At 66.1% G+C, this 21581-nt stretch carries 24 protein-coding genes and 2 pseudogenes; 15 read left to right on the top strand and 11 right to left on the bottom strand.

Annotated elements, in window-relative coordinates; translation table 11 throughout:
- The first annotated feature begins 313 nt into the window (after positions 1-313).
- From L6Q96_04290 to L6Q96_04270, 5 genes are all read left to right on the top strand, one after another.
- The gene (locus L6Q96_04290) at positions 314-1651 is read left to right on the top strand and encodes an ATP-binding protein (protein ID MCK6553791.1); all 1338 of its coding nucleotides are present in this window, start codon (positions 314-316) and stop codon (positions 1649-1651) included.
- A 4-nt stretch (positions 1652-1655) separates the two neighbouring features.
- Positions 1656-2021: a response regulator gene (locus tag L6Q96_04285; GenBank protein ID MCK6553790.1), complete on the top strand. Its 366-nt coding sequence runs from the start codon at positions 1656-1658 to the stop codon at positions 2019-2021.
- Positions 2021-3241 (top strand): glucose-1-phosphate adenylyltransferase, encoded by a 1221-nt coding sequence (locus tag L6Q96_04280; GenBank protein MCK6553789.1) that lies wholly within the window; start codon positions 2021-2023, stop codon positions 3239-3241. Before L6Q96_04285 ends, L6Q96_04280 begins: the two co-directional genes overlap by 1 nt.
- A gap of 78 nt (positions 3242-3319) precedes the next feature.
- Complete coding sequence (locus tag L6Q96_04275; protein ID MCK6553788.1) at positions 3320-4060, top strand: sulfite exporter TauE/SafE family protein; 741 nt, start codon at positions 3320-3322, stop codon at positions 4058-4060.
- A gap of 135 nt (positions 4061-4195) precedes the next feature.
- Positions 4196-4975: a class I SAM-dependent methyltransferase gene (locus tag L6Q96_04270; protein ID MCK6553787.1), complete on the top strand. Its 780-nt coding sequence runs from the start codon at positions 4196-4198 to the stop codon at positions 4973-4975.
- Positions 4976-5747: 772 nt separating this feature from the next.
- On the opposite strand, the gene L6Q96_04265 is transcribed toward L6Q96_04270, so the two are convergent.
- The 3 genes from L6Q96_04265 to L6Q96_04255 are packed head-to-tail and all read right to left on the bottom strand — an operon-like array spanning position 5748 to position 6625.
- Positions 5748-6128, bottom strand: a complete 381-nt coding sequence (locus L6Q96_04265; GenBank protein ID MCK6553786.1) for a DUF5615 family PIN-like protein — start codon at positions 6126-6128, stop codon at positions 5748-5750.
- Positions 6125-6400, bottom strand: coding sequence for a DUF433 domain-containing protein (locus L6Q96_04260; GenBank protein MCK6553785.1), 276 nt, complete (start codon positions 6398-6400; stop codon positions 6125-6127). The genes L6Q96_04265 and L6Q96_04260 overlap by 4 nt, the downstream gene beginning before the upstream one ends.
- Before the next feature lie 30 nt (positions 6401-6430).
- The gene (locus tag L6Q96_04255) at positions 6431-6625 is read right to left on the bottom strand and encodes a hypothetical protein (protein MCK6553784.1); all 195 of its coding nucleotides are present in this window, start codon (positions 6623-6625) and stop codon (positions 6431-6433) included.
- 102 nt (positions 6626-6727) lie between these two features.
- Between L6Q96_04255 and L6Q96_04250 the strand changes: the two are divergent.
- Positions 6728-6937: pseudogene (locus L6Q96_04250) on the top strand (hypothetical protein).
- Positions 6938-7042: 105 nt separating this feature from the next.
- On the opposite strand, the gene L6Q96_04245 reads toward L6Q96_04250, so the two are convergent.
- Positions 7043-7924, bottom strand: coding sequence for a LysR family transcriptional regulator (locus L6Q96_04245; GenBank protein MCK6553783.1), 882 nt, complete (start codon positions 7922-7924; stop codon positions 7043-7045).
- 123 nt (positions 7925-8047) lie between these two features.
- Between L6Q96_04245 and L6Q96_04240 the strand changes: the two genes are divergently transcribed.
- From L6Q96_04240 to L6Q96_04225, 4 genes are read left to right on the top strand one after another with little or no spacing between them, the layout of a single operon-like run.
- Complete coding sequence (locus tag L6Q96_04240; GenBank protein MCK6553782.1) at positions 8048-9112, top strand: respiratory nitrate reductase subunit beta; 1065 nt, start codon at positions 8048-8050, stop codon at positions 9110-9112.
- A complete protein-coding gene (locus L6Q96_04235; protein MCK6553781.1) occupies positions 9109-11856 on the top strand; it encodes a molybdopterin-dependent oxidoreductase in 2748 nt (915 codons plus the stop codon). Before L6Q96_04240 ends, L6Q96_04235 begins: the two co-directional genes overlap by 4 nt.
- Positions 11857-11906: 50 nt before the next feature.
- Complete coding sequence (locus L6Q96_04230; protein ID MCK6553780.1) at positions 11907-12653, top strand: acetoacetate decarboxylase family protein; 747 nt, start codon at positions 11907-11909, stop codon at positions 12651-12653.
- Positions 12654-12666: 13 nt separating this feature from the next.
- Entirely contained in the window at positions 12667-13851 is a 1185-nt protein-coding gene (locus tag L6Q96_04225; GenBank protein MCK6553779.1) for an acyl-CoA dehydrogenase family protein, read from the top strand.
- Between the two features lie 681 nt (positions 13852-14532).
- On the opposite strand, the gene L6Q96_04220 is transcribed toward L6Q96_04225, so the two are convergent.
- The gene (locus tag L6Q96_04220; protein MCK6553778.1) at positions 14533-14886 is read right to left on the bottom strand and encodes a uroporphyrinogen-III synthase; all 354 of its coding nucleotides are present in this window, start codon (positions 14884-14886) and stop codon (positions 14533-14535) included.
- A gap of 425 nt (positions 14887-15311) precedes the next feature.
- Between L6Q96_04220 and L6Q96_04215 the strand changes: the two genes are divergently transcribed.
- Complete coding sequence (locus tag L6Q96_04215) at positions 15312-16469, top strand: DUF4143 domain-containing protein (protein ID MCK6553777.1); 1158 nt, start codon at positions 15312-15314, stop codon at positions 16467-16469.
- A 46-nt stretch (positions 16470-16515) separates the two neighbouring features.
- Here the strand turns inward: L6Q96_04215 and L6Q96_04210 are convergent, their stop codons facing one another.
- Positions 16516-16914, bottom strand: a complete 399-nt coding sequence (locus L6Q96_04210; GenBank protein MCK6553776.1) for a transposase — start codon at positions 16912-16914, stop codon at positions 16516-16518.
- Positions 16915-17355: 441 nt separating this feature from the next.
- Between L6Q96_04210 and L6Q96_04205 the strand changes: the two genes are divergently transcribed.
- Complete coding sequence (locus L6Q96_04205; GenBank protein ID MCK6553775.1) at positions 17356-17805, top strand: helix-turn-helix domain-containing protein; 450 nt, start codon at positions 17356-17358, stop codon at positions 17803-17805.
- Between the two features lie 26 nt (positions 17806-17831).
- Here L6Q96_04205 and L6Q96_04200 read toward each other — a convergent pair whose 3' ends face one another.
- On the bottom strand, positions 17832-17993 hold the full coding sequence (locus tag L6Q96_04200; GenBank protein MCK6553774.1) for a hypothetical protein: 162 nt from the start codon (positions 17991-17993) through the stop codon (positions 17832-17834).
- Entirely contained in the window at positions 17990-18205 is a 216-nt protein-coding gene (locus L6Q96_04195; protein ID MCK6553773.1) for a hypothetical protein, read from the bottom strand. Before L6Q96_04195 ends, L6Q96_04200 begins: the two co-directional genes overlap by 4 nt.
- A 587-nt stretch (positions 18206-18792) precedes the next feature.
- Here L6Q96_04195 and L6Q96_04190 point away from each other — a divergent pair.
- Positions 18793-19134, top strand: a complete 342-nt coding sequence (locus L6Q96_04190) for a hypothetical protein (protein MCK6553772.1) — start codon at positions 18793-18795, stop codon at positions 19132-19134.
- An 80-nt stretch (positions 19135-19214) separates the two neighbouring features.
- Here L6Q96_04190 and L6Q96_04185 read toward each other — a convergent pair whose 3' ends face one another.
- The 3 genes and pseudogenes from L6Q96_04185 to L6Q96_04175 form a co-directional block, all read right to left on the bottom strand.
- The gene (locus L6Q96_04185) at positions 19215-19529 is read right to left on the bottom strand and encodes a helix-turn-helix domain-containing protein (GenBank protein ID MCK6553771.1); all 315 of its coding nucleotides are present in this window, start codon (positions 19527-19529) and stop codon (positions 19215-19217) included.
- Positions 19522-19849, bottom strand: a pseudogene (locus L6Q96_04180) (type II toxin-antitoxin system RelE/ParE family toxin). Before L6Q96_04180 ends, L6Q96_04185 begins: the two are co-directional and overlap by 8 nt.
- Before the next feature lie 86 nt (positions 19850-19935).
- Positions 19936-20496, bottom strand: coding sequence for a hypothetical protein (locus tag L6Q96_04175; GenBank protein ID MCK6553770.1), 561 nt, complete (start codon positions 20494-20496; stop codon positions 19936-19938).
- A gap of 196 nt (positions 20497-20692) precedes the next feature.
- Between L6Q96_04175 and L6Q96_04170 the strand changes: the two genes are divergently transcribed.
- Positions 20693-21460, top strand: a complete 768-nt coding sequence (locus L6Q96_04170) for a hypothetical protein (protein ID MCK6553769.1) — start codon at positions 20693-20695, stop codon at positions 21458-21460.
- 17 nt (positions 21461-21477) lie between these two features.
- A partial coding sequence (locus L6Q96_04165) for a pyridoxine 5'-phosphate synthase (protein ID MCK6553768.1) occupies positions 21478-21581 on the top strand: 104 nt, incomplete at its 3' end.

The raw sequence follows: 21581 nt of genomic DNA, 5'->3' as shown, positions 1-21581 counted from the left end.
ATTACCGAGCCCTTTCCGTCCAATCGGTGGGTGTTCCGGGGGAGCTACCGCCAACGCCGGTCGCCCACCTCTCCGTCGCACGACCCGCGACGGCTAATGTTTGTGATCGTTACGGTCGAAGGTTCCTTATTCAACAAGCGGGCCATGCGGAGGTCGATGGTTTGTCCGGGAAGCCCTGGATGGGGCCGGATTTCCGACTCCCAAAACCGGGAATCGTCTACCCGGAGGACTACACCTTTTTGGAAGGTGCTGCCACGCCACTTCACACCGCCGGTGAAATGTGTAAGGCACGGCAGGGAGAGGGCTCTTGCTCGTGGACGTTGCTAACGGGGCCGTCGATATCCGCGGTTTGCTGCACGCGATCCTGACCTGTGTGACGGCGGGGCCGGGCCTCGGCTTCAATCGCGCGGTGTTGTTCCTGGCGGACGAAGGCGACACGGAGCTGATGGCGGCGATGGCCATCGGTCCGGCGACCCGGGAAGAGGCGCACGCTACCTGGGCGCGCCTGGCCAGCGAGTCGATGTCGATCGAAGAGCTGCTCCGCAAGGCGCCGGCAGAGGGGGTCAAGACAGGATTCCAGTCGCAGGTCGAGGGGCTGAAGATGGTGCTGTTGCCTCCCGCCGACGCCGGCAACCCGTTGCTGCAGGCGTATCGCGACCGGCGGGTAGTGAGGATCCTCGACCCGGCGACGTTGGGGGACATTCCGCCGCGGCTGCGCGCCGTGTTTGCGGGCACCGAAGTCGTCTGCGTGCCCCTGCTCGCCAAGGACCGCGCGGTGGGATTGATCGTCGCGGACAACGCATTCTCCCGCGAGCCGATCAGCGAGCAGAGGGTTCAGTTGCTGCAGATACTTGCCCTGGTGGCCGGGCTGGCTCTGGACAACGCGCGCATCTACCGGCAACTCGAACGCCAGGCGCGTCAGGTGAGGGAGGCTCTGGAACAACTCGGCGCGGCCCAGGAACGGCTGCTGCACAACGAGCGTCTGGCCACCGTGGGCGCGGTGGTAGCCCGCGTCAGTCACGAGATCCGCAATCCGCTCACCACCATTGGCGGGTTTGCCCGCAGCCTCAGCAAGCGGCCGGACGATATCGAGCGGGTGGCGCGCAACTCGGATATCATCGTCGAGGAAGTCGAGAAGCTGGAACGGCTGCTCAAGGAGATGCTGGATTTCACCAGCCCGCGGGCGCCGAGCTTCGAGCCGACGGAGATCAACGCGCTCGTCGAGGCATTTGTCGGCGTTCACCGGGCCGGCACCGCCGAGCGGCGGGTCGCGATCGACATGGACCTCGAGCCCGGCTTGCCGCAGGTCCTGGCCGATCGCCATCAACTACAGCGGGTATTCCTCAATCTCTGGCAGAACGCCCAGCAGGCGATGGAGGAGGCCACCGGGGGGGTACAGGCGGTCATCGGCATCCGCACCTGGCGCGAGGGCGAGACCGTCAAGGTCGCCGTTTCCGACACCGGCAACGGCATTCCGGCAGAAAACCTGAGCCGGATCTTCACCCCGTTTTTCACCACCAGGCACCGTGGCACCGGGCTGGGTCTGGCAGTCGTGAAGAAAATCGTGGATGATCACCACGGCAGTATCGAAGTCCGAAGCGAGTATGGTATGGGCACCACGTTCATCGTCGCCCTGCCGGTCGCAAGGTGATTGCATGGCCCGCATCCTCCTGGTGGAAGACGACGACAATCAGCGGCTGCTTTATCGCGAGGCGCTGGAGGACGCGCGTCACGAGGTCGTCGAGGCGCGCGACGGACGGACGGCGCTGGAATGTATCCGCGGCGGCAGGCTGGACGCCGTCATCCTCGACATCAACATGCCCGGAATGGACGGCCTGCACACCCTGACGCGCATTCATAACCTCGATCGCCGTCTGCCGGTGATCCTCAACTCGGCGTACGCCACTTACAAGGAGCAGTACGTCAGTTGGATCGCCGACGCCTACGTGACGAAGTCATCCGATCCGGCCGAGCTGATGGCAGCCGTACGCGACGTACTCGCGAGCCGCGGCGCCGCGTGATGCTCGCGGGTTGGACCGAGACGACGTTGACGATGCTCCTGGCCGGGGGCCAGGGCGAACGGCTTTATCCGCTGACGAAGAGGCGCGCCAAGCCTGCAGTGCCCTTCGCCGGCCTCTACCGCATCGTCGACTTCACGCTGTCGAACTGCCTGAACAGCGGCCTCAAGCGAACTTACGTCCTGACGCAGCATCAGTCGCTGTCGCTCGACCGGCACCTGCGCATGGCGTGGAGCATCCTGCACCCCGAGCTCGGCGAGTTTATCCAACCCGTGCCGCCGCAGCTTCAACTCGTCTCGCGCTGGTATGCCGGGACCGCCGATGCCGTGTTCCAGAACCTCTACCTGCTCGAAGAGGATCGACCCAGGAACGTGCTGGTCGTGTCGGGAGACCACATCTACCGGATGGACTACGGTCCGATGATCCAGTTTCACCTCGAACGCGACGCCGATGTGACCCTGGCTTCGACGCAGGCCTCGCTCGGCGAGGCGACACGCATGGGCGTGCTGGAGGTCGATGCGGCGTCCCGCATCACCGGTTGGGCGGAGAAACCGGCCCAGCCGAAGCCGCTGGCCGCCGATCCGACGCGAGCGCTCGTCAACATGGGGGTTTACGTCTTCAAGACCGCTCCGCTGGTACGGGCGCTGATTGCCGACGCGAAGCGGGAGTCGCAACACGATTTCGGCCACAACATCATTCCGGCCATCGCCGCGGGCGGCCGGGCTTACGCGTTCGACGTCATCTCGCGCTGTCCGGCGGCGCAGCACTACTGGCAGGACGTTGGCACGCTGGACAGCTACTTCGACGCCCACATGGATCTGCTGCGGCCGCAGCCGTCGTTCAACCTGCAGGCGCCCGACTGGCCGATCCGCACGTACAGTGGCCAGCACCCGCCGGCAATGATTCGCAACGTCGCCGGCCGCGAGGCCCGCGCGGGAGACAGCATCATGGCCCCCGGGAGCACCATCGCCGGGGGCACCGTGCGGCGCTGCGTTCTCTCGCCCGGCACCTTCGTCGGTCCGGGCGCCGAGGTGGAGGACGCGATCCTCATGCCGGGCGTGAAGATCGGCGAGGGGGCCCGGGTCCGCCGCGCCATCGTCGACGAGACCGTCGTCGTTCCCGCCGGCATGGAAGTCGGACTCGATCCGGTCGCCGACCGGCGCCGCTTCGACGTGACCGAGGGGGGCGTAGCCATCGTTCCGGAAGGGACGGTCCTCGCGTGAGCGGCAGCTCCCGCTGCCCGTGTCCCCTGCCCCGTCCCGCAAGCCCTACTGCTCTCCGTCGGTCTCCGGAGCCGCCGCATGTCTTTCGACCTCGCCTTCCTCGCTTTAGTCGTAATCGTCTGGTTCGCCTTCGTCTCGGAGGCGGCGACGGGATTCGGTTCGACGATCATTTCGGTGACGCTGGGAGCTTTGTTCTATCCGATCGGTGTGCTGGTTGCGCCGCTGGTGCCGGCCAATGTTCTGGTGCTCGGGTATCTTGTCGGCCGCCACCATCTGCACGCCGATTGGCGGCTCATACGCGGGCGGATCCTGCCGTGGATGGCGACCGGTACGGGGTTGGGCCTCGTCCTGCTGCAGCGACTCGCCGCGCCGGCACTGCAGGAGATCTTCGGTGCGGTGGTGGTAGCGCTGGCCGCGCGCGAGGTGCTGGCCTGGTGGCGGGGGCCGGCGGTGCAACGCCCGTTGTCGCCGCTGGTCCAACGCGCGTCGTTGTTCGGCGCCGGCCTGACCCACGGCCTGTTCGCCACCGGCGGTCCGTTGCTGGTCTATGCGGTGAGCCGCGGCGGGTTGAACAAGGCGGCGTTCCGCAGCACCCTGTCGGTCGTGTTACTGGTGCTGAACGTCTGCCTGACCGTGGCTTACCTCGTCACCGGGAGGTTCACGGCGGCGACCCTGCCGTACTTCGCGGTGCTGGTGCCGGTGGCGGCGCTGGGTATCCTCGGGGGCGAATGGCTGCACGGCCGGCTGCCTGAGGACAAGTTCCGCGCCGCGGTGTTCGCGCTGCTCGGCTTCGCCGGACTGGTAACGCTGCTCAAGTGAGCTTGGACACCACTCGGGCGAGGGACTATGTTCACGATCGCGTTTGAGGCAGGTCATGGCGGTACCTTCCCCGTTGGTCGGCAGCTCGGCAACGCCCGATGCCCTGCGCCGAGCCGGTGACGGACGGGGACACCGATGATTCAGCCCACACGGCGGTACTGGGAGATCTTCTTCGAGGTCTACGAAGCCCTGCCGCGGCAGGGTCCGGGTAACCGGGCCTGCGCCGAGCAAGCCCTCGGCCTTTGCCGGGATCTCCCTCCCTCCCCGGTGGTACTCGATCTCGGCTGCGGTGTCGGGGGACAAACGATTCACCTCGCCGATCTCCTCCCGGGGCCCATCGTGGCTATCGACAGCCATGCTCCGAGCATCGAGCGACTGTCCGCGATACTGGCCCGGCGCGGGTTGTCGCCTCGAATCCGGGCCCTGGTGGGAGACATCTCCAAACCGGATCAACTCCCCGGGAGTTTCGATCTCATCTGGTCCGAGGGCGCCCTGTACAACATCGGCATCGAGCCGGCGCTGCGGATCTGCCGGGGGTTGCTCCGCCCGGGGGGCCATCTGGCTTTCACCGACGCGGTCTGGCGCCGGCCCGACCCGCCGCCCGAACTCAAGGCGAGCTTCGATTCGGAGTATCCGACCATGGGGCAAGTGGACAACGTACTGGCGACAATCGAGCGCGGTGGCTTCGCACTGCTCGGCCACTTCACGTTGCCGGACGAGGCATGGTGGGACGACTTCTATACCCCGATGCTGCGGCGGATCGCGGCGCTGCGCGGCAAGTACGCCGGCGACGACGAAGCCCTTGCCGTACTCGATCGACTGGCGCAGGAGCCGGAAATGCACCGGCGGTATTCGGAGCATTACGCCTACGAGTTCTTCGTCGCACGCCGGCGCACCGGAGGAGACCTCCCGTGAACCCAAATCCGGCGCTAACGCGGCGGCGCGCCTCAACCAGTCCGGCCAGTCGGTCCGCCGCGGCACTGATCTGCAGTATCAACTTGCCGGCGTGCGAGATCAGGCGGCCCGCGATGGTGAACAGCGCGAAGCGCAGTCGCTTGGGGCGCGCCGCACTGACCACCGCCAGGTACTTCGTGTCGTAGCCTGCCGCAAACGAATCCTTTCCCTGCTCTCCCTTTTTCCGGGCTAGCGCCGGATCAGGGCCACCTGTGAACCGGACCGTAGGGGCAGGTTCCATACGGGTCAGTAACGTGTCGTGGTCAGACGACGGGCGGATAGCCGGTACAAACGCCGTGTTTGACATAAGCTCGATTCTCGGACGTTGCCCGCCATCCCCCTCGTCTTTACGATCCCCCCTTCACAGCCCGTATACAGCGCGGACAAAGCGCGTGTCAACAGAAGATTGCGCCGGCAGGACGGGTGCATCGTGCCGGGGTCGGTGGGACATCCACTCGCGCCTGCCGGAGAGATGGGGGTCCAGCACCTCATCCAGCACCTCAGGACTCGAACCAGGGACCTCCTGCATGTGAGGAGGATAAGGAGAAAATCCGCCGCCGTACGCGGATATCCTGGACCGTCCTAAGACGTTGGTTTCAAACGTTGATCACCCGCTTTCGAAAATCCGCCAATGTGCGCCAATAGACGTCCTTGTCCGTCGCCTTGGCTACAGTTTGGCTACAAATCAGCGGCGCTCGACACTGGTTGAGTTGGTTGGCAAGCAGACACGAGATCACCTCCCCTGATGCCGCCGACCTGATGCGCGCCTGAAGCGGACTCGGTGTTCATCAACGATCGCAAGGCCGCGGCGCAGCTCTCGCAACGCCCCGGTAGAGATGAGTCGTCGCACCGGTGTCTGAAGCGTTTTCCAACGTTGGTCCTTGAGACGGAACACGACGATTCCACCATGCGTTCCGGGTCGGTACTGCCGGATATCCGCGAACCCTCTGTCGAAACTCATCAGGACTCGGTTCTCCGCGGTTGCGGCCCGCAGCACTGCCGGGTCGGCGTGGCCGGCCAGCCCTTCATCCTTGACAGTCGATACGTCGATACCGGCAGCGCGCAGTAGCTCGGCGAGATCGCTCGGCAGGTTTTCGTCGAGCTTAACCTTCACTGATGCAGGTCCGTGTGGAGCGGGAGTTGCTCTTCCTCGCGCGTGAGCCACGCCGCATAGGCAACGGCAGCTCGGACATCCTCACGCTTGAGGTCGGGATACTGTCGGAGAATCTCGTCCGCCGGCTCATCCGCCGTGAGGTAATCCAGGATGACGGAGACCATGATCCGCGTGCCCTTAATGCAGGGCTTTCCGTGGCAGATATGCGGATCGATCGAAATTCGCCGGCGCCAGTCGAGATCCTTCTTCGTGGGGCCGACTCGCTTAGCCATCTGATGCGTCTCCTTGTAACCTTGCAGGGCCTACTTGCGGTGCGCGCGATCGTAGCGCTTTCTCCTCACCTTCGCGACTGCCGTTTCGACGTCGGCCATCGACAACTTGGATCCCTTGAAAGCTTCCTTGGCGACGCGCAAGGCAGCGTCGAGTCGCTGCTGCGGTGATAGGGGTGCGAGGAGGAAGTCTTCCGGATCGATCTTCGGCGTGGTTGCTTTGGACATGAATCATCCCTCCAGCCCTGTCTTCAGTTTGTATTGGGAGTCTACAGGGAGGTGCTGGACACCCATCGCTCTGGCGGGCCCGTGTGGATGTCCTATCGACCCTCGTTGCCGGACGAGGCATGGTGGGACGACTTCTATACCCCGATGCTGCGGCGGATCGCGGCGCTGCGCGGCAAGTACGCCGGCGACGACGAAGCCCTTGCCGTACTCGATCTACTGGCGCAGGAGCCGAAAATGCACCGGCGGCATTCGGAGCATTACGCCTACGAGTTCTTCGTCGCACGCCGGCGCACCGGAGGAGACCTCCCGTGAACGAGCGCCGGTCCCGGCTCGACGCTTCCTTCTCGACCCAGTGAAGGACGCCGTCGCCGACGATCGAAGTCGTGAGGAAATCCACACGGACGTTGCGGCTTACCCTCAAGATCGAATGGCCTCGATGAGCGCGGCCAGCACCGGCGGCTGCACGCCGCCCGGCCGGTAGATGATACCCTCGCTCACGCGCGCGAACGGATGCTCCAACTCGATCGCCGTGAGACGCCCGTTCCCGACCTCGGGCTGCACGATGCCGCGCGGCAACAGCGTGACAAACGGACCCTCCATCAGCAGGGCCTTGATGAACATCATCGATGCCGATTGCAGAACCAGGCGCGGCGGAATCACCCCCATCGTCCGAAACCCGAGCTCCCACAGGTCGACGATCGCCTGCGGCCGGTTCGGCAGAATCCACTGCACACCGTCGAGAGACGCGATCGCAACCGGCGCCGGCTGGAACGGCATGCAGTCGGGCCGGCAAGCAAGCACGAAGTTGGTGGAGATCAACTCCTCGTGCACCAGGTCCTCGGCACGATGCACCGGCGGCAACCCACTGACCACGGCGTCGAGCGCCCCTTCGCGAACCAGCTCGGTCAGGCCTTCGTACGTGCCGTCGACGACGTCGATCGACAGCCCCGGCTTCGACGCGAGCAGCTTCGCGACGACCGCCGGCAAGGAAGGTATGGCGAAGTTCGCCACCCCGAGCCGCAGGTGCCCGAGCTGCCCCTCCCTGATGGCGCGGATCTCCGCGATCGCCTGATCTCCCTGGTTCAGCAGAAGCCGTGCGTGCCGCAGCAACGCCAGGCCGTAAACGGTCGGCGCCACGCCGCGCGGACCCCGCTCCAGCAACGGCACCCCGAGCTCGGCCTCGAGGTTCTGAATGCTCTTGCTCAACGCCGGCTGCGAAAGATGGATCGCGTTCGCTGCCCGCAGCACGTTGCCGTGCTCGATGACCGCCACCAGATGCCGAGCCTGTCTCAGGTCCATACCCGTGTGCCCCGTGACCAGCGTAAACGCCGGCCGATATGAACGCAAAGCATACTTTTATCGAAACTTGGTATTGGACAGGCATATCGGAACTGAGGGATAGGCGTATCTAAGGAGATCCTGATGACCGCTCCACACCGAACCGCGACTCCGCGCCAGGTCGCCATGCTTTTCGACCTGAACAAGTGCATGGGCTGCCAGACCTGCTCCGTCGCCTGCAAGATGTTGTGGACGCGCGAGGCGGGCGAGGAACTGCAATGGTGGTGCACCGTCAATACGCAACCCGGCCTCGGCACGCCAAAGGGCTGGGAGCAGATGGGCGGCGGCTACGACGCCAACGGCAAGGTCGTACTCGGTCACGTGCCGGCGGCGGAGGAGTTCGGCGGCGGGTGGACCTTCAATCACAGCGAGGTGTTCTTCGACGGCAACGGCCGCTCGGTACACCTGGCCCCGTCGGCGAACGGCCGCGAGCCGTCGTGGGGCCCCAACTGGGACGAAGATCAGGGTGGCGGCGAGTATCCGAACGCGTATTTCTTCTACCTGCCGCGCCTTTGTAACCACTGCACGCGCCCGGCCTGCGTCGACGCTTGTCCGACCGGCGCGATGTACAAGCGCGCCGCCGACGGCATCGTGTTGCGGAACGAAGACGCATGCCGCGGTTCCCAGCGGTGCATGGCGGCGTGCCCGTACAAGAAGATCTACTTCAATCACGTCCGTAAGGTCGCGCAGCACTGTAACCTCTGCTTCCCGCGCCTCGAAGCCGGTGTCGCCCCGACGTGCGCCCGCCAGTGCCCGGGCCGGCTGGTCTTCGTGGGCTACCTCGACGATACCGACGGGCCGATCCACAAGCTCGTGCACGAGTGGAAGGTGGCGCTGCCGCTGCACCCCGAGTACGGCACCGAGCCCAACGTCTTCTACGTGCCGCCGCTGTCGCCACACCGCGTCAACGCCGACGGCTCGATCGCGTACGGCACGCCGCGTATCCCACCCGAGTATCTCGAATCGTTGTTCGGTCCGGCGGTGCACGCCGCGTTGGAGCGCCTGCGCGGCGAACTGGCGGCAGTGCGCGAGGGGCGGACGTCGGAGATCCTCGACACCCTGATCGTTTACCGCTGGCAGGAGTTGTTCGGGCCGTTCACAGCGCCGCCGGCGACGGTCGGCACACTGCAAGAGGAAGCGCAGTCATGAGCGAAGAAGCACAACGCCGCCGCTGCAACACCGGCTGGGATCGGGTGGCCTTCGGCACGCATTGCGTCGACTGCTTCCCGAACAACTGCCCGCTGCTCGTCTTTGTGAAGGACGGCAAGGTCGTGCGCGAGGAAGCCGCCGGCGTACTCGAGACGGTCGAGCCCGGCGTGCCCGACATGAACCCGATGGGCTGTCAGAAGGGTGCCTGTTGGAGCCGCCAACTGGACGCGCCGGATCGCGTGCTCTACCCGCTGCGGCGCGCCGGCGCGCGCGGCGAGGGACGCTGGGAACGGATCTCCTGGGACGAGGCGCTCGACGAAATCGCCGACGCCATGCTGGACGCGATCGTCGAAGTCGGCCCAGCCTCGATCGTTCACGAGGTATCGCCGGAAATCAGCGTGATCCCCGCATCGGCGCGGTTCATGAACATCATCGGCGGGACCTCTCTCGACGTGAATGCCTCGATCAACGATTTCTTCGTCGGTTACCATCAGGTGTTCGGCAAGTCCCACTTCGGGACCTCGGTCGACGACTTCTTTCATGCCGACTGCATCCTCATCTGGCACTGCAATCCCGCGTATACGGCCATTCCGGCCTTCCATTATCTCGTCGAGGCGCGCTACCGCGGCGCCGAACTGGTGTTGATCTCGCCCGATGTAAACCCGTCGCACAGTCATGTGGATACGCACGTGGCCGTGCGGCATGGGACCGACGCGGCGCTGGCGCTGGCCATGTGTCAGGTGGTTCTCGCCGAGGGTCTGGGCGATCTCGGCTTTGTCCGCTCGCAAACCGATCTTTCCTTGCTGGTGCGCACCGACACGCAGGAGTTCCTGCGCCAGTCGCACCTCGAGGCGGGTGGGCGTGACGACCGTTTCTACCACCTGCACCCGGATCGAGGGTTGGTTCCCGCCGATCCGGGCAGCTTGCTGCTGGACTTCGAGCCGCGGCTGGACGGGACGGTTACCGTGCGGCTGTCCGACGGTGGGGAAGCGACCGTGGAGCCGCTACTGGCGCGGCTGCGCCGGATGCTCGACGCGCACTACACGCCGGAGGCGGCAGCGGCCATTTGCGGTGTGCACCCGGAGACCATCCGCACCCTCGCTCGGACGGTAGCCGCCCGCCGCACGCGCATCTTTCTCGGCGCCGGTATCAGCAAGTATTTCCATGGCGATCTCATGACGCGGGCGATGCTCCTGCTGCTTGCGGTCACCGGCAACTGGGGCAAGAAGGGTAGCGGCACGAGCGGCTGGTGTTCCTCGCTCTTCGACGGCAACACGCTCGCCATGGCGAAGTTCAAAGCCGGGGCGGAGGGCGCCATCGAGATGCGCGACACGATGAGCATGATGGTCGAAGGGTTACGGGCGCAGGACCCCACCCTCACCGCCGAGCTCGCGGCCAATGCGTTCTGGCGCATGGTGGGCCCGTCGACGGGAATGAGCCCGCCGGCCTTCTTCTGGTATTGGCACGCCGGTTACCGCGACCGCTGGAACCGGCCCGAGTGGAACGACACTACGATGCCGCGTTCCTTCGATTCGTATTGGAGCGAGGCCCTCGAGGCGAACTGGTGGGCAGGCGCGGCGCGCCCGGGACCGGCCTCGCCGCCGCGGGTCTTGCTGGAGATCGGCGGCAACATCGTGCGCCGCAGCCGTGGCGGTCAGCGGGTCATCCTCGACAACCTCTGGCCGCAACTCAGCAAGATCGTCTGCATGGACTACCGGGTGTCGCAGACGGCGTTGTACGCCGACATCGTGTTGCCGGCGACGCAGCATTACGAGAAGACGACCTTCAACATGCCGACACCGTGGAGCATGTTCCTGACCATGTCGGATGCGGTCGCCGATCCGCCGGGGGAGGCGCGCTCGGAGTGGGAAGTGCTTGCGGCGCTGTGCAGGGCGCTGGGTACCCGTGCCGCCGCCCGCGGGCTGACGAGCTACAGCGACCATAACGGCGTCGAGCGTTCTTATGACCGGCTGTGGAGCGGCTTCACCCTCGACGGCGCGCTGGTGGACGACGAGACGGTTGCGGCCGACATGGTGGAATCCGCAGTCGCGGTGGGCAATCTGCCGGCAGGGACAACCCTGAAAACCTTCCGGGAGCGCGGCTGGAGCCGCTATGCCGATTGGGGTCTGGTCACCTTTGCCAAGGGCCAGGCCTCGCCGTTTCCGCGCGGCGAGACGCATGCGCCGCTGCGCAATCACGTCGAGCTCGGACATCCCTATCCGACGCTGACCCGCCGCGCCCAGTTTCTGCTCGATCACCCCTGGTACCGCGAAGCCGGAGAAGATCTGCCCGTGCACAAGGACCCGCCACCCATGGGCGGAGCGTACCCGTTCGCCCTCTCCAGCGGCCATAGCCGGTGGAGCATCCACGCCATGAACATGACCAATCCCGTCATCCTGGAAACCCACCGCGGCAAGCCGTTCGTTCTCGTGAACGACGCCGATGCGCGGGCCAGGGGCATTGCCGACGACGCCCTCGTGCGCATCCGGAACGACGCCGGCGAATTCGTCGTCGCGGCGCGTGTCAGCCCGGCGCAGCGCCCCGGTGCCTTGACCGTGTACAACGGCTTCGAGGGCTTTGCGTTTCCGGGTGGAGCCGGCGCCAACGAAGTCGAGCCCGGGTTGATCAAATGGCTCCATCTCGTCGGCGGGTACGGGCACCTGACCTTTACCCCGATCGAGTGGCAGCCAACACCGTTCGACCGCTGCGTGTACGTCGAGATGGAATGCGTCGAGAGCCGCTGAGTCGATCCTCGTACAAGAAAGCCATTACAACCGGAGAAGGAGAGAGAAAAATGCCGCAGCCGATCAGCATGCCGTGGTCTGCCCCCGTGTTCCCGCCGCCACCACACCACTGGCCGGGGGTCCGTCTCGTCGTGTTCCCGTTCCTGCCCAAACCGGGCGCCGTGGAGGCGATCCTGCCGCCGGGCATGGTGGCTGGCGAGGGGCCCTCCATGATCACGATGCTCACGTATCCGGAGACGCCGATCATTCATCCGTTCAAGGAGCTGGTAGTGATGGTGCCGGTGCGCGTCGGCACCGTGGAAGGCAATTACGTTCCGTACATCTACGTCACCACCGACGAGGCATTGATTCCGGGGCGCGAGATCGCCGGCTTTCCGAAGAAGATCGCCGACGTGGTCTGGGAGCGCGACGGCGATCGGTTCCGCGGCTCGGCGACGCGCCTCGGCAAGTGCATCCTGTCGCTCGAAGGGACGATCACGGGCCCGATGCCACCGGAGGTGGCGGCGATGCAGTCCGACGCCGCGCGTCGCCCGTCAATCAACTACAAGCTGATTCCGGGTCCGGCCGGAGAGATCGAGATCGAGGAGATCACGGCGGTGCAGCTCGAAGTGGTACAGCACCAGGTGGAGATCGGCTCCGGCTCGGTGCGCTGCGAGGGCTCGTCCTGGGATCCCGTCGCCGACCTCATCCCGGATTCCGAGGGGCCGCTGATCGCCATCCTCTCCGACAACACGATTCCCGCCGGCCGGGTGTTGCAGCGCATCGATCGGAAGGCAGGAACCCGCTCCGCCGCGTGAGTCCGGAGGCGCCATGACCGACCTGACACCGGAACAGAGAGAGGTCCAGGCGTGGGCCCGCGACTTCGCGCGGCGTCACATCGCGCCGCGGGCGTTGGTATTGGACAAGGATCCGGAGAGCCCGGCGCGCGACGAGTTGCTGCGCGAAGCGGCGCGGGCCGGCATTCTCGGCGCGGGTTTGCCGGAGTTCATGGGCGGCGCGGGACACGACCCGTTTACCGGCGTCCTGACCACGGAGGAGTTTGCCGCCGCGTGCGCGGGGTGCACGGTGTTGTTCGGAGCGACCATGCTCGGGCTGACGCCGATCCTGTTCTGCGGCGATCCGGCGGCGGTGGCGCGTTTCGTGCCGCCGCTGGCGGCGTCGTGGCAGACCGACGCGCCGAAGCTGGCGGCGCTGGCGGCGACCGAACCGGACGCCGGGTCGGATTTCATCATGGGGCATCCGCAGGGGCGCATGCGCACCCGCGTGGTCCGCGACGGCGACGGCTACCGGATCAACGGCCGCAAGGTGTTCATCTCCAACGGTTCGATCGCGAGTCTGGTCACGGTGTTCGCGTCGAACAGCCCGAACGGCCCGATTCGCGACGGGATGAGTTGCTTTGCAGTGCCGGCCGACACGCCGGGGTTCTCGGTGGGGCAGGTGTTCGACAAGATGGGGCAGCGTGCGTGCCCGGCGGCGGAGCTGGTGTTCGAGGACGTGTGGGTGCCGGAAGCGCACCGCCTCGGCGCCGAGGGCGCCGCCTGGGCGCTCAACCGTTTGATCATGTCGGTGACCCGCGCCCCGGTGGCGGCGATCGCACTCGGGATTGCGCGGGCGGCCTACGAGAAAGCGCTGGAATACGCCGGGATGCGCGTGCAGGGCGGGGCGCCGATCGTGCGGCATCAGGCGATGCAGGTGTTGTTGGCGGACATGGCCATCCGGGTCGAGGCGGCACGGTGTCTGGTGTGGAAGGCGGCGCGGGCCATCGCGGCGGGTGAACCGTCGCTGAAGCTATCGTCGATGGCGAAGACGTTTGCGTCGGACGCCGCGGTGGCCAACGCCACCGACGCCATCCAGATCCTCGGCGGCTACGGCTACATGCACGAGTACGGCGTCGAGAAGTTGCTGCGCGACGCCAAGCTCACGCAGATTTACGAGGGGACGAACCAGATCAATCGCTTCGAAATCATGGAAGCGGTGATCGCCGAGGGCGCGTAACTCTCTACTGCTGACCGGTTTCCCGTCTCCGGTTTTCTGTTCGTGACTTCGGGGGAAAGGCGATTGACGTCGGCCACCCCGGCGGGCGAGACCGGGCGCCGCGGATCCCGCCGGTTGTCAGCTTACGAGGTCCCTCCGCAGCGCGGCGCAGCGCGGTCGGACCTCTGCAAGTCAATGAAAAGGTACGTCTTCAGGGCCGACCGGCAGCTGTTTTTCAGCCTATGGGCTCGTTTCGGCCGGCAAAAACGAGAGCATAGTCCGTATTGGCTGGAATATTTAACGTACCACCCCATATCAGACCTTCGACCTCGCTCCTTCCTGAACCGATCCGGGACCGGTTTCACCGTCGCCTTGCCTCCGAGCAGCGGATTGCTGAAGGTCGGCAGTCCAACGCCCGGAGCCATAGTTTCGGGCAAGGCTCGGCCGTGCTGAGCTAGTATTTTTGCAATCACCGGCGGACCCGCACTCCGGAGGCCTCTCGCCTGCGGCCCGAAGCCTTCGGCGGACGGGCCGGCGGACGTGTCAGCAATCGTCGTACTTCTCCGGCGCGTGTAGCCCCTTCGAGCACTGCCGCCGGTTTCTACGGACTGGTCTATCACCTCCCATTGCTTCGGACCCCACCTCGCGGTGACGCCCTTATGTTTGGTTACAGGCCGGAGCGCGCGTGCCTGACGAGGACTTTCACCTCGCTGACCATGCACGCTTACGGGCGCACTGGTGGCGGGTTTCAAACCCGCCCAACGGCGCTGCACGTTTCGCAGTCAGCAGCCCTGGCCCGCGAGCCGCAACTGCGGCAACGAGCTGTCCCATCCTGGGGTGCTCCGGTTCCAGATCGACAGCAAGGCCATGCCCGCGCAGAGCGTCGCTGCAGATCGGTCCGATCGATCCAACGACGACTCTCGCGCCTGCCTCAACGAGGTCGCGAGCCAGGTCGATCTCCTGTGCGACTTGAAGGACGTGGTACACTTGCGTGGCGCTCGTGAAGAGCGCCACGTCCACGGTACCGTCCACAAACCGGCGGATCAGCTCCGCCATCTCGCTCGCCCGCCGGCTCTCGAAAGAGATGACAGTGAAGCCGTGAAGCCCCCGTTCACCTGCGGACGCCATACCGGCAGCATGTCCAGCGTCGGCGCTTGCGTCAATCGACATCGCTGGAACGGACGCTCCGCGCACGTTCAGGGGGCGGCGTGGCCGCGCAGCACGAGCGCACGCAGTCGTCTCGATGGAAGCAAGAGCGGGCGCCCGGAGGTCGCGCTCCACCCGAAGATCGCTCCCCACTCGAAGTAAACCGACACCGCGCGGCTGGCAGCGAGAAGCGGCAGAAGGCCGCGCGGAAATGGCCCCCACACGGCGACGTTGTCGACCGCAACTTCCGTCGGTGTCCGTGGGTGTTTCGCGAATCGGCCGCGACGCACCTCGCGTGCCTTGACTGTCGGCATTTTTCCGGGAGAAATGACGACATGCCCGTCGCCGAGATCCCGCGCCTCCTCGAGCCTCCGCGCCAATCCTTTTTCTTGTTCGGTCCACGCGGCACGGGCAAGAGCCGCTGGTTGGGGAAACGATTCGCCAGCGCCGCCGCGACCTTCGACCTCCTGGACGAGGGGCTCCGGGTGGAACTCCTTGCGGAACCCGACGCCCTGGCCCGTAAGCTGGACGGCCTGCAGCCCGGAACATGGGTCGTCATCGACGAGGTGCAGCGGGCACCGGTGCTGCTCAACACGGTGCATCGCTACATCGAAAAGTATCGGCTGCGGTTCGTGCTTTGCGGTTCGAGCGCCCGCCAGCTCCGCCGCCGGGGCGTGAATCTGCTCGCGGGCCGAGCGGTGGAACGGCGCCTCCATCCGTTCGTGCCCGGCGAGCTCGGCGACCGGTTCGACCTGGGCGCGGCGCTCAGCGTCGGCACGCTTCCGCTGGTATGGAGTGCCGCCGATCCCCGCGACTCGTTGCGGGCCTACGTGCAAACCTATCTCGTGCAGGAAATCCAGGCCGAAGCCGCAGTACGCGGCCTCCCGAGCTTCGCGCGGTTCCTGCCGATCGCGGCGCTGCTTCACGGGCAGGTCCTGAACGTCGCGGCGCTCGCACGTGATGCGGGCGTGCCCCGGTCGACCGTGCAGACGTACCTCGAGATCCTCCACCAGACGCTGCTCACCTTCCAGCTCGACGCCTACCGCCCGCGCCTGCGGGTTAAAGAGGTCGCTCATCCGAAACTGTATTGGGCAGACTCCGGTCTCGTGCGGGCCTTCAAGCGCGCGTTCGGCGCCCTGCAGGACGAGGAGCGCGGCGCCTTGTTCGAAGGCTGGGTGGCGCAGACCCTGCGTGCCATGAACGACTACGCCGGGCTGTTCGACGACTGGTCCTACTGGTCGTCGCACGGCAGCGGCGGCGCGGTGGAGGTCGATTTCGTGCTCCGCCAGGGCAAGCGGTTGGTGGCCATCGAAGCCAAAGCGGGCCGGCGGTTCAAACCAGACATGCTCAAAGGGCTCCGGGCGATCGCCGGCCTCGACGGGATCAAGCGCCGCCTGCTGATCTATGGCGGCCAGGACTCGTGGCGGACGGACGACCGCATCGAGGTGATGTCGGCGGATGCCTTCATCGCCGAGCTGGCGCGCGGGTTCTGACGCCCCGGTGTCGGCGGTTTGCAACCGTGGTCCATATCGACGCCGGTCAGACGTGAATGGAGAGATCCGTGCACACCCAACGATCGATCAGGGCGAGTTTCTGGAATCGACGGACCCCCTGCGGCGACGACGGACCGCTCGCGCCCCGTGGCGACACGGCCAACGACCGATGCGCCCGGCATCGCAGCCAGCGCCGGGGAGTCCAGCAACAGCCGGGCAGACAGGCTACTTCGACGTCGGTCGGTGGAGCGGACGCCGCAATGAAGCACTGCGAACCGGCCGGCGGCGCTTCGAACACACCCTCGACCACCAACGTGTGAAGATGGATGCCGGTGTTGAGCGCCGACCCACAGCGTTGAATCGCCGTCACCGCACCGCCGCAACCCACGATGCCGTGCTCGCGTGCGCGGCGGCGTTCGAAGGCGAGCAGAGCGCGCGTGAACACCGCCAGTACGGCTCGGCACAGGGCGTACTCGTAGGCGAGCTTGTAACGTAATCGGTGCGGGAGGGTCAGCCGACCCGAAGCCTTCCACGCTGACCCGCATGGTCGCGATGTCGAGTGACGTGCATGCGAAGAAGGTTCCCAGGTAGCCCACCTGGATCGCACCCGGCACCGTGTAGAGATGAAGCGTCGTCTTCCCCGCCTCCGGCACCGGCAGCGGGCTGTCGGCGATGCCGGCGAGCGCCGGCGCGGATGCCAGGCAGGCGGCGCTGACGAGCGCCGCGATCGGGTAGGTTGGGTCGCGACATTACTGAGCCGTGCTTATCGAGCCATTTGCGAGATCAAGGGAGACTCGGCCAGGTTCGTGTCGATCGAAGAAGTGAGCAAGCACGAGTATTGACGGAGGTGTCCATGCGCAAGGTCACGGGAAGGAAGTCGTAGGCGATGAAGCTGCTGGAGAAGATCGCGCGTGGCCCGCTCACCCTGGGCATGGCCATCGAGTCCATCCGCAAGAGCGAGGAGCTTTCGCAGGACGAGTGCGCCAGGAAGCTCGGTGTCTCGAAGTCGCATCTCTGCGACGTCGAGAAGGGCCGCAAGACAGTGAGTCCCGAGCGTGCCGCGAAGTGGGCACGGGCTCTCAGCTACCCCGAGTCCGTCCTGGTGCGTCTCGCCATCCAGAGCGAGCTGGACGCGGCGGGGTTGAAATACAAGGTCGAGATCGAGGCCGCGCAACGTTCGGATCGCTCCGATCGCCTGGGGCGACCGGTTCCCGCCGGCGGCCCTCGGCCTCGCCGTCGCGGTGCCGGTCGACCATCGCCGACACTCCGGTGGGAGTTGCCCGCAGCCGGCGCCGCCGGGCCTCGATGTTGCGAAAGGCGGAGACGATCGAGATGAGCCGCGCGTTCTTTTCGCGTCGGCCTTCATCGCCTCGATCCGGCAACCTCCCGATGCAACTGCGTGCTCACACCGCACACGAGAAAATCCCCGTAGGGTGGCATCTCGCGCAAGATGATGGCCGGGCGATTCTTGATCTGTCCATCCGCCTGCGACAGCGGCGTGAGGACAACGTCCCCCTCCGTCATCGCCGGATGTCGGCCTGGGCGTACTCGGGCTCGTTGTCACCGAATGCCCGCGCCAAGCCGGCGCTGCTGGCGGCAAGCCAGGCAACTCGATCGCCGTCCCCCTGGGGCGACAACACCGTAACCAGCAGGAGGGCGTTGCGGGGAAGATCGAACGGCTCGTCGAGCCGAATCCGCTCCCCGTCATAGTGAGCCTTCAAAGTTACGCTGGTCATGACCCTCAATTACGCCCTACCGTGTGGCCGAGCAAGGACCGAGGGGGATCGAGGGATCGAGAGGCGGCAGCGCCACCGGCCGAATGTCGCCGTTCAGGCGCGACGGCTTAGTACTGCCCGCCGCAAGTACCGTGACGTATTCTGTCGGTCCGGCGAAAGAGTCTGTCGATAAACGGCCAAACCCGGCTTCGACAAGCTCAGCCTGAGCGGTGGTGGATCAGCCTGAGCGGTGGTGGAGTTGATTTCATTGGGTTTTTCCACGCCCACCCTGAGCTCGTCGAAGGGCGAACGGGAGTTTATCGACAGACTTTTCCGCCGGCATGACGAGATCGAGATTCGTCGCTGGACTTGTGGATTGCAGTACTTAGCTCGCCGGACGCATCGATGCGCTGGCGGACCGCGTCGTCGTCCACGCGCGCCAACTCGCACAGCGCGTCTACCCGCCAATAAACCTCGGCCCCACGGGGCTCTTCGGAGCATACCCGGTCGGCGACCAGGGGCAGTGTGCCGCTGGAGACGTCTGCAACGACAACTGCACGGCGTGTATCGCCTGCGGTGCGGCGACGATCATCCCGCCGGAAGGCGGCGTGGTCGCGGGGACGACCGTCGGCGGCACCAGCGCGTTCGGTGGAAGCTGCGGCGGCGCCGTATTCGCGCCCGAGCGGGTGTTCCAGTGGACGCCGACGGTGTCCCACGACGCGAGCATTTCCCTCTGCGGCTCCCCCTTCGCGACCAACTTCGACAGCGTACTGTACGTCCGAGAGGGCACCTGCGTCGGACCGGAACTGGCCTGCAACGACGACGGCGGATCATTCATGTGCGGGCGCGCGTCGAGGATCGCCCTGCCCGCGGTAGCGGGCACCACCTACTTCATCGTCGTCGACGGTTTCGCCAGCGAGACGGGCAACTTCAGCTTCAGCGTCATGTAGAGGTCGCAGCAGCGGCCACCGACTACCACGGGATCGAAACGAGCGCACCGCGGTTGCCGTCTGCTGCAGCGCCGTGGGCGTCACCCTTTCTTTGGCACGAGCTTCACTTGAAGCTCGCACCCGACGGCACGGGCGTAGCGACGAAGCGTATCGAGCGACGGCGTGTGCTTGCCCGCAGCCTCGAGACGCGAGATTGCGCTCTTGGTCGTACCCATCCTGTCCGCGACGGCGTCCTGCGTAAGGCCCGCACGGGTCCTGGCCCGGAGCAACTGATTTGCCACCGCGTATTCCAGCTCCAGCGCCTGATACTCCTCGGCAAAACCCTTGCGCGTCCTCGCCTTCGCGAGGAAGGCGGCATGGTCATGTCGAACGGGCTTGTACTTCAACTCAGCCATTCTGCAACTCCCTTTGACGCTTGCGCGCCAGCTTCAGATCGCGGTCCGGCGTCTCCTGCGTCTTCTTGATGAACGCGTGCAGCACGACGACCCTGCGCCCGGCCAGGAAGCAGTAGAGCGCTCGACCGGTCCCGGATCGCCCGTGAGGTCGTAGCTCGAACAGCCCATCCCCGAGCGCTCGTGAGTGCGGGAGCTTCAGGCTTGGCCCGTGTTCCACCAGGAGCTCGACGAGCCGTCGCATAGTCGGCCAGCACGTCGACAGGCCATGCCTCAATCTCCGCGAGAACACGTGCGTGAAAGTACTCGATCTCGAATGGCACCGAATCGGGTTAGCAGGCTTGCTAACATGGCGCAAGCCCACCTTGGTGTCGCCCAACGCGAATTCGACAGAACTACCTGATTCACCTTACGAGGGCGGCTGCGCCCATGGCGGATAGCTCGCACAAGCGGGGCAGTTGACATAAGACCCATACTCAGACGTTCTCCCCGCGTCGCGCGGCGCGGGGTCGTGGTGCATGCTTCCGATGGCCGCCGCAATGGTCGTGGCCAGGGCGTCGAGCAGGGCCAGATCGTCTTCGGTGAATCCCGTGCGGTTCAGCGCGTGGGCCGCTTCGATGACGCCGATGGCGGCGCGTTCGGCCAAGGCGCGAGCGATCTCGGACGCGAGCTGGCCAAGGTCGCGCTTGGCGGACGCGGGTACCCAGGCCGCGCCCGCGTTCGTGCTCTCGAAGACGCCGCCACTCGTGCCCGCATAAAGAGTGGTCGGGGCGACGGGATCAATGACCAGGGGGAACTGACGAGACGCCCATCCGCGACGGCCGTGCGCAACCGGGCTGGTACGTTGGGGGGAACTGACGAGACGCCCATCCGCGACGGCCGTGCGCAACCGGGCTGGTACGTTGGCGACCGGCAACGGGACGTGCTGGCGGTGGTCCGATACGGAGGTTGTTCGCGCCGTCGAACCCATCACGTGGACTCCCGATCTCCCCGTGTTCGAGGTGACGACGGTGCCGTTGGTCAAACGGGCCAGGGGTTGCCGGACACCCGGGGTTGTCCTCCGAATGAGGACACGGGTTCGACGGGCGCAATTCCTTCGGTGGCCTGCCGGTGCAACCACGGGTGGCCCGATCGCCGGTCGGGTTGCCGTTGACGAGACGTCGTGGGTGTCCATCCGGGCGGGTGTCGCGCCCGACGGCGATAATATCAACCGTGATGCCGGGGCCCTGCACACGGCCGCGATGCAGGCGCGGGTGGTGGCCGAAGGGGCGCAAATCGGGATGGCGTTCGACGGCGACGGCGACCGAGTCGTCCTGGCGGATGAAACCGGCGCCGTGGTCGACGGCGACGAACTCCTGGCCATCATCGGACTCGATCGCCTTGCGGCCGGAACCCTGCCGTCGCAAACGGTCGTGGCCACCGTCATGAGCAATCTTGGCCTCGAAGTGGCGTTGCGCGCGCGCGGCGGGCGGCTGGTGCGGACGCAGGTCGGCGATCGCTACGTCGTCGAGGCTATGCGGCAGGGCGGTTACGCGGTCGGCGGCGAACAATCGGGACACATAATCCTGCTGGAACACGGCACGACCGGTGACGGCGTACTCGCCGGACTTCAGGTGTTGCGCCTCATCGTCGAAAGCGGGCGGCCGTTGAGCGCGTTGCGACGGCAGATGCAGCGGTTTCCGCAGACGCTGGTCAATGTCCGCGTCGCCGAGCGCTGTGACCCGCAAGGTATCCCCGGCGTGCGGCAGACGATCGATGGAATTGCGCGTGCGCTGGGAGAACGCGGGCGAGTTCTGGTTCGTGCGTCGGGGACCGAGCCGTTGATCCGTGTCATGGTCGAAGGCGAGGACGCCGATCGCGTCCGGATTCATGCCGAAGAGATTGCCGCGGCGATCCGTGCTGGCGCCGGCTCGCCGGCCGGCACCGGCGCGTGAGCGGCGCGAGGGCGGTTATGACGAAGCTGGGTGTGAACATCGATCACGTGGCGACCCTGCGCCAGGCGCGGCGGACGCCGTATCCGGACATTGTTGCGGCGGCACTGGCGGCGGAGCGTGG

This window comes from Candidatus Binatia bacterium, assembly GCA_023150935.1.
Taxonomy (GTDB): Bacteria; Desulfobacterota; Binatia; order HRBIN30; family HRBIN30; genus JAKLJW01.
Note: the sequence above shows the minus strand (reverse complement) of the source record. Positions and strands in the feature narration are given on the sequence as shown.

What these genes read in the sequence shown, in the direction of transcription:
- L6Q96_04200 (MCK6553774.1), bottom strand. Translation starts at nt 17,993, where the DNA reads ATGACGGAGGGGGACGTTGTCCTCACGCCGCTGTCGCAGGCGGATGGA.
- L6Q96_04255 (MCK6553784.1), bottom strand. Translation starts at nt 6,625, where the DNA reads ATGTCCAAAGCAACCACGCCGAAGATCGATCCGGAAGACTTCCTCCTC.
- L6Q96_04260 (MCK6553785.1), bottom strand. Translation starts at nt 6,400, where the DNA reads ATGGCTAAGCGAGTCGGCCCCACGAAGAAGGATCTCGACTGGCGCCGG.
- L6Q96_04195 (MCK6553773.1), bottom strand. Translation starts at nt 18,205, where the DNA reads ATGACCAGCGTAACTTTGAAGGCTCACTATGACGGGGAGCGGATTCGG.
- L6Q96_04220 (MCK6553778.1), bottom strand. Translation starts at nt 14,886, where the DNA reads ATGGCGGAGCTGATCCGCCGGTTTGTGGACGGTACCGTGGACGTGGCG.
- L6Q96_04240 (MCK6553782.1), top strand. Translation starts at nt 8,048, where the DNA reads ATGACCGCTCCACACCGAACCGCGACTCCGCGCCAGGTCGCCATGCTT.
- L6Q96_04175 (MCK6553770.1), bottom strand. Translation starts at nt 20,496, where the DNA reads ATGGGTTCGACGGCGCGAACAACCTCCGTATCGGACCACCGCCAGCAC.
- L6Q96_04215 (MCK6553777.1), top strand. Translation starts at nt 15,312, where the DNA reads ATGCCCGTCGCCGAGATCCCGCGCCTCCTCGAGCCTCCGCGCCAATCC.
- L6Q96_04205 (MCK6553775.1), top strand. Translation starts at nt 17,356, where the DNA reads ATGAAGCTGCTGGAGAAGATCGCGCGTGGCCCGCTCACCCTGGGCATG.
- L6Q96_04230 (MCK6553780.1), top strand. Translation starts at nt 11,907, where the DNA reads ATGCCGCAGCCGATCAGCATGCCGTGGTCTGCCCCCGTGTTCCCGCCG.
- L6Q96_04185 (MCK6553771.1), bottom strand. Translation starts at nt 19,529, where the DNA reads ATGGCTGAGTTGAAGTACAAGCCCGTTCGACATGACCATGCCGCCTTC.
- L6Q96_04245 (MCK6553783.1), bottom strand. Translation starts at nt 7,924, where the DNA reads ATGGACCTGAGACAGGCTCGGCATCTGGTGGCGGTCATCGAGCACGGC.
- L6Q96_04270 (MCK6553787.1), top strand. Translation starts at nt 4,196, where the DNA reads ATGATTCAGCCCACACGGCGGTACTGGGAGATCTTCTTCGAGGTCTAC.
- L6Q96_04285 (MCK6553790.1), top strand. Translation starts at nt 1,656, where the DNA reads ATGGCCCGCATCCTCCTGGTGGAAGACGACGACAATCAGCGGCTGCTT.
- L6Q96_04235 (MCK6553781.1), top strand. Translation starts at nt 9,109, where the DNA reads ATGAGCGAAGAAGCACAACGCCGCCGCTGCAACACCGGCTGGGATCGG.
- L6Q96_04225 (MCK6553779.1), top strand. Translation starts at nt 12,667, where the DNA reads ATGACCGACCTGACACCGGAACAGAGAGAGGTCCAGGCGTGGGCCCGC.
- L6Q96_04280 (MCK6553789.1), top strand. Translation starts at nt 2,021, where the DNA reads ATGCTCGCGGGTTGGACCGAGACGACGTTGACGATGCTCCTGGCCGGG.
- L6Q96_04275 (MCK6553788.1), top strand. Translation starts at nt 3,320, where the DNA reads ATGTCTTTCGACCTCGCCTTCCTCGCTTTAGTCGTAATCGTCTGGTTC.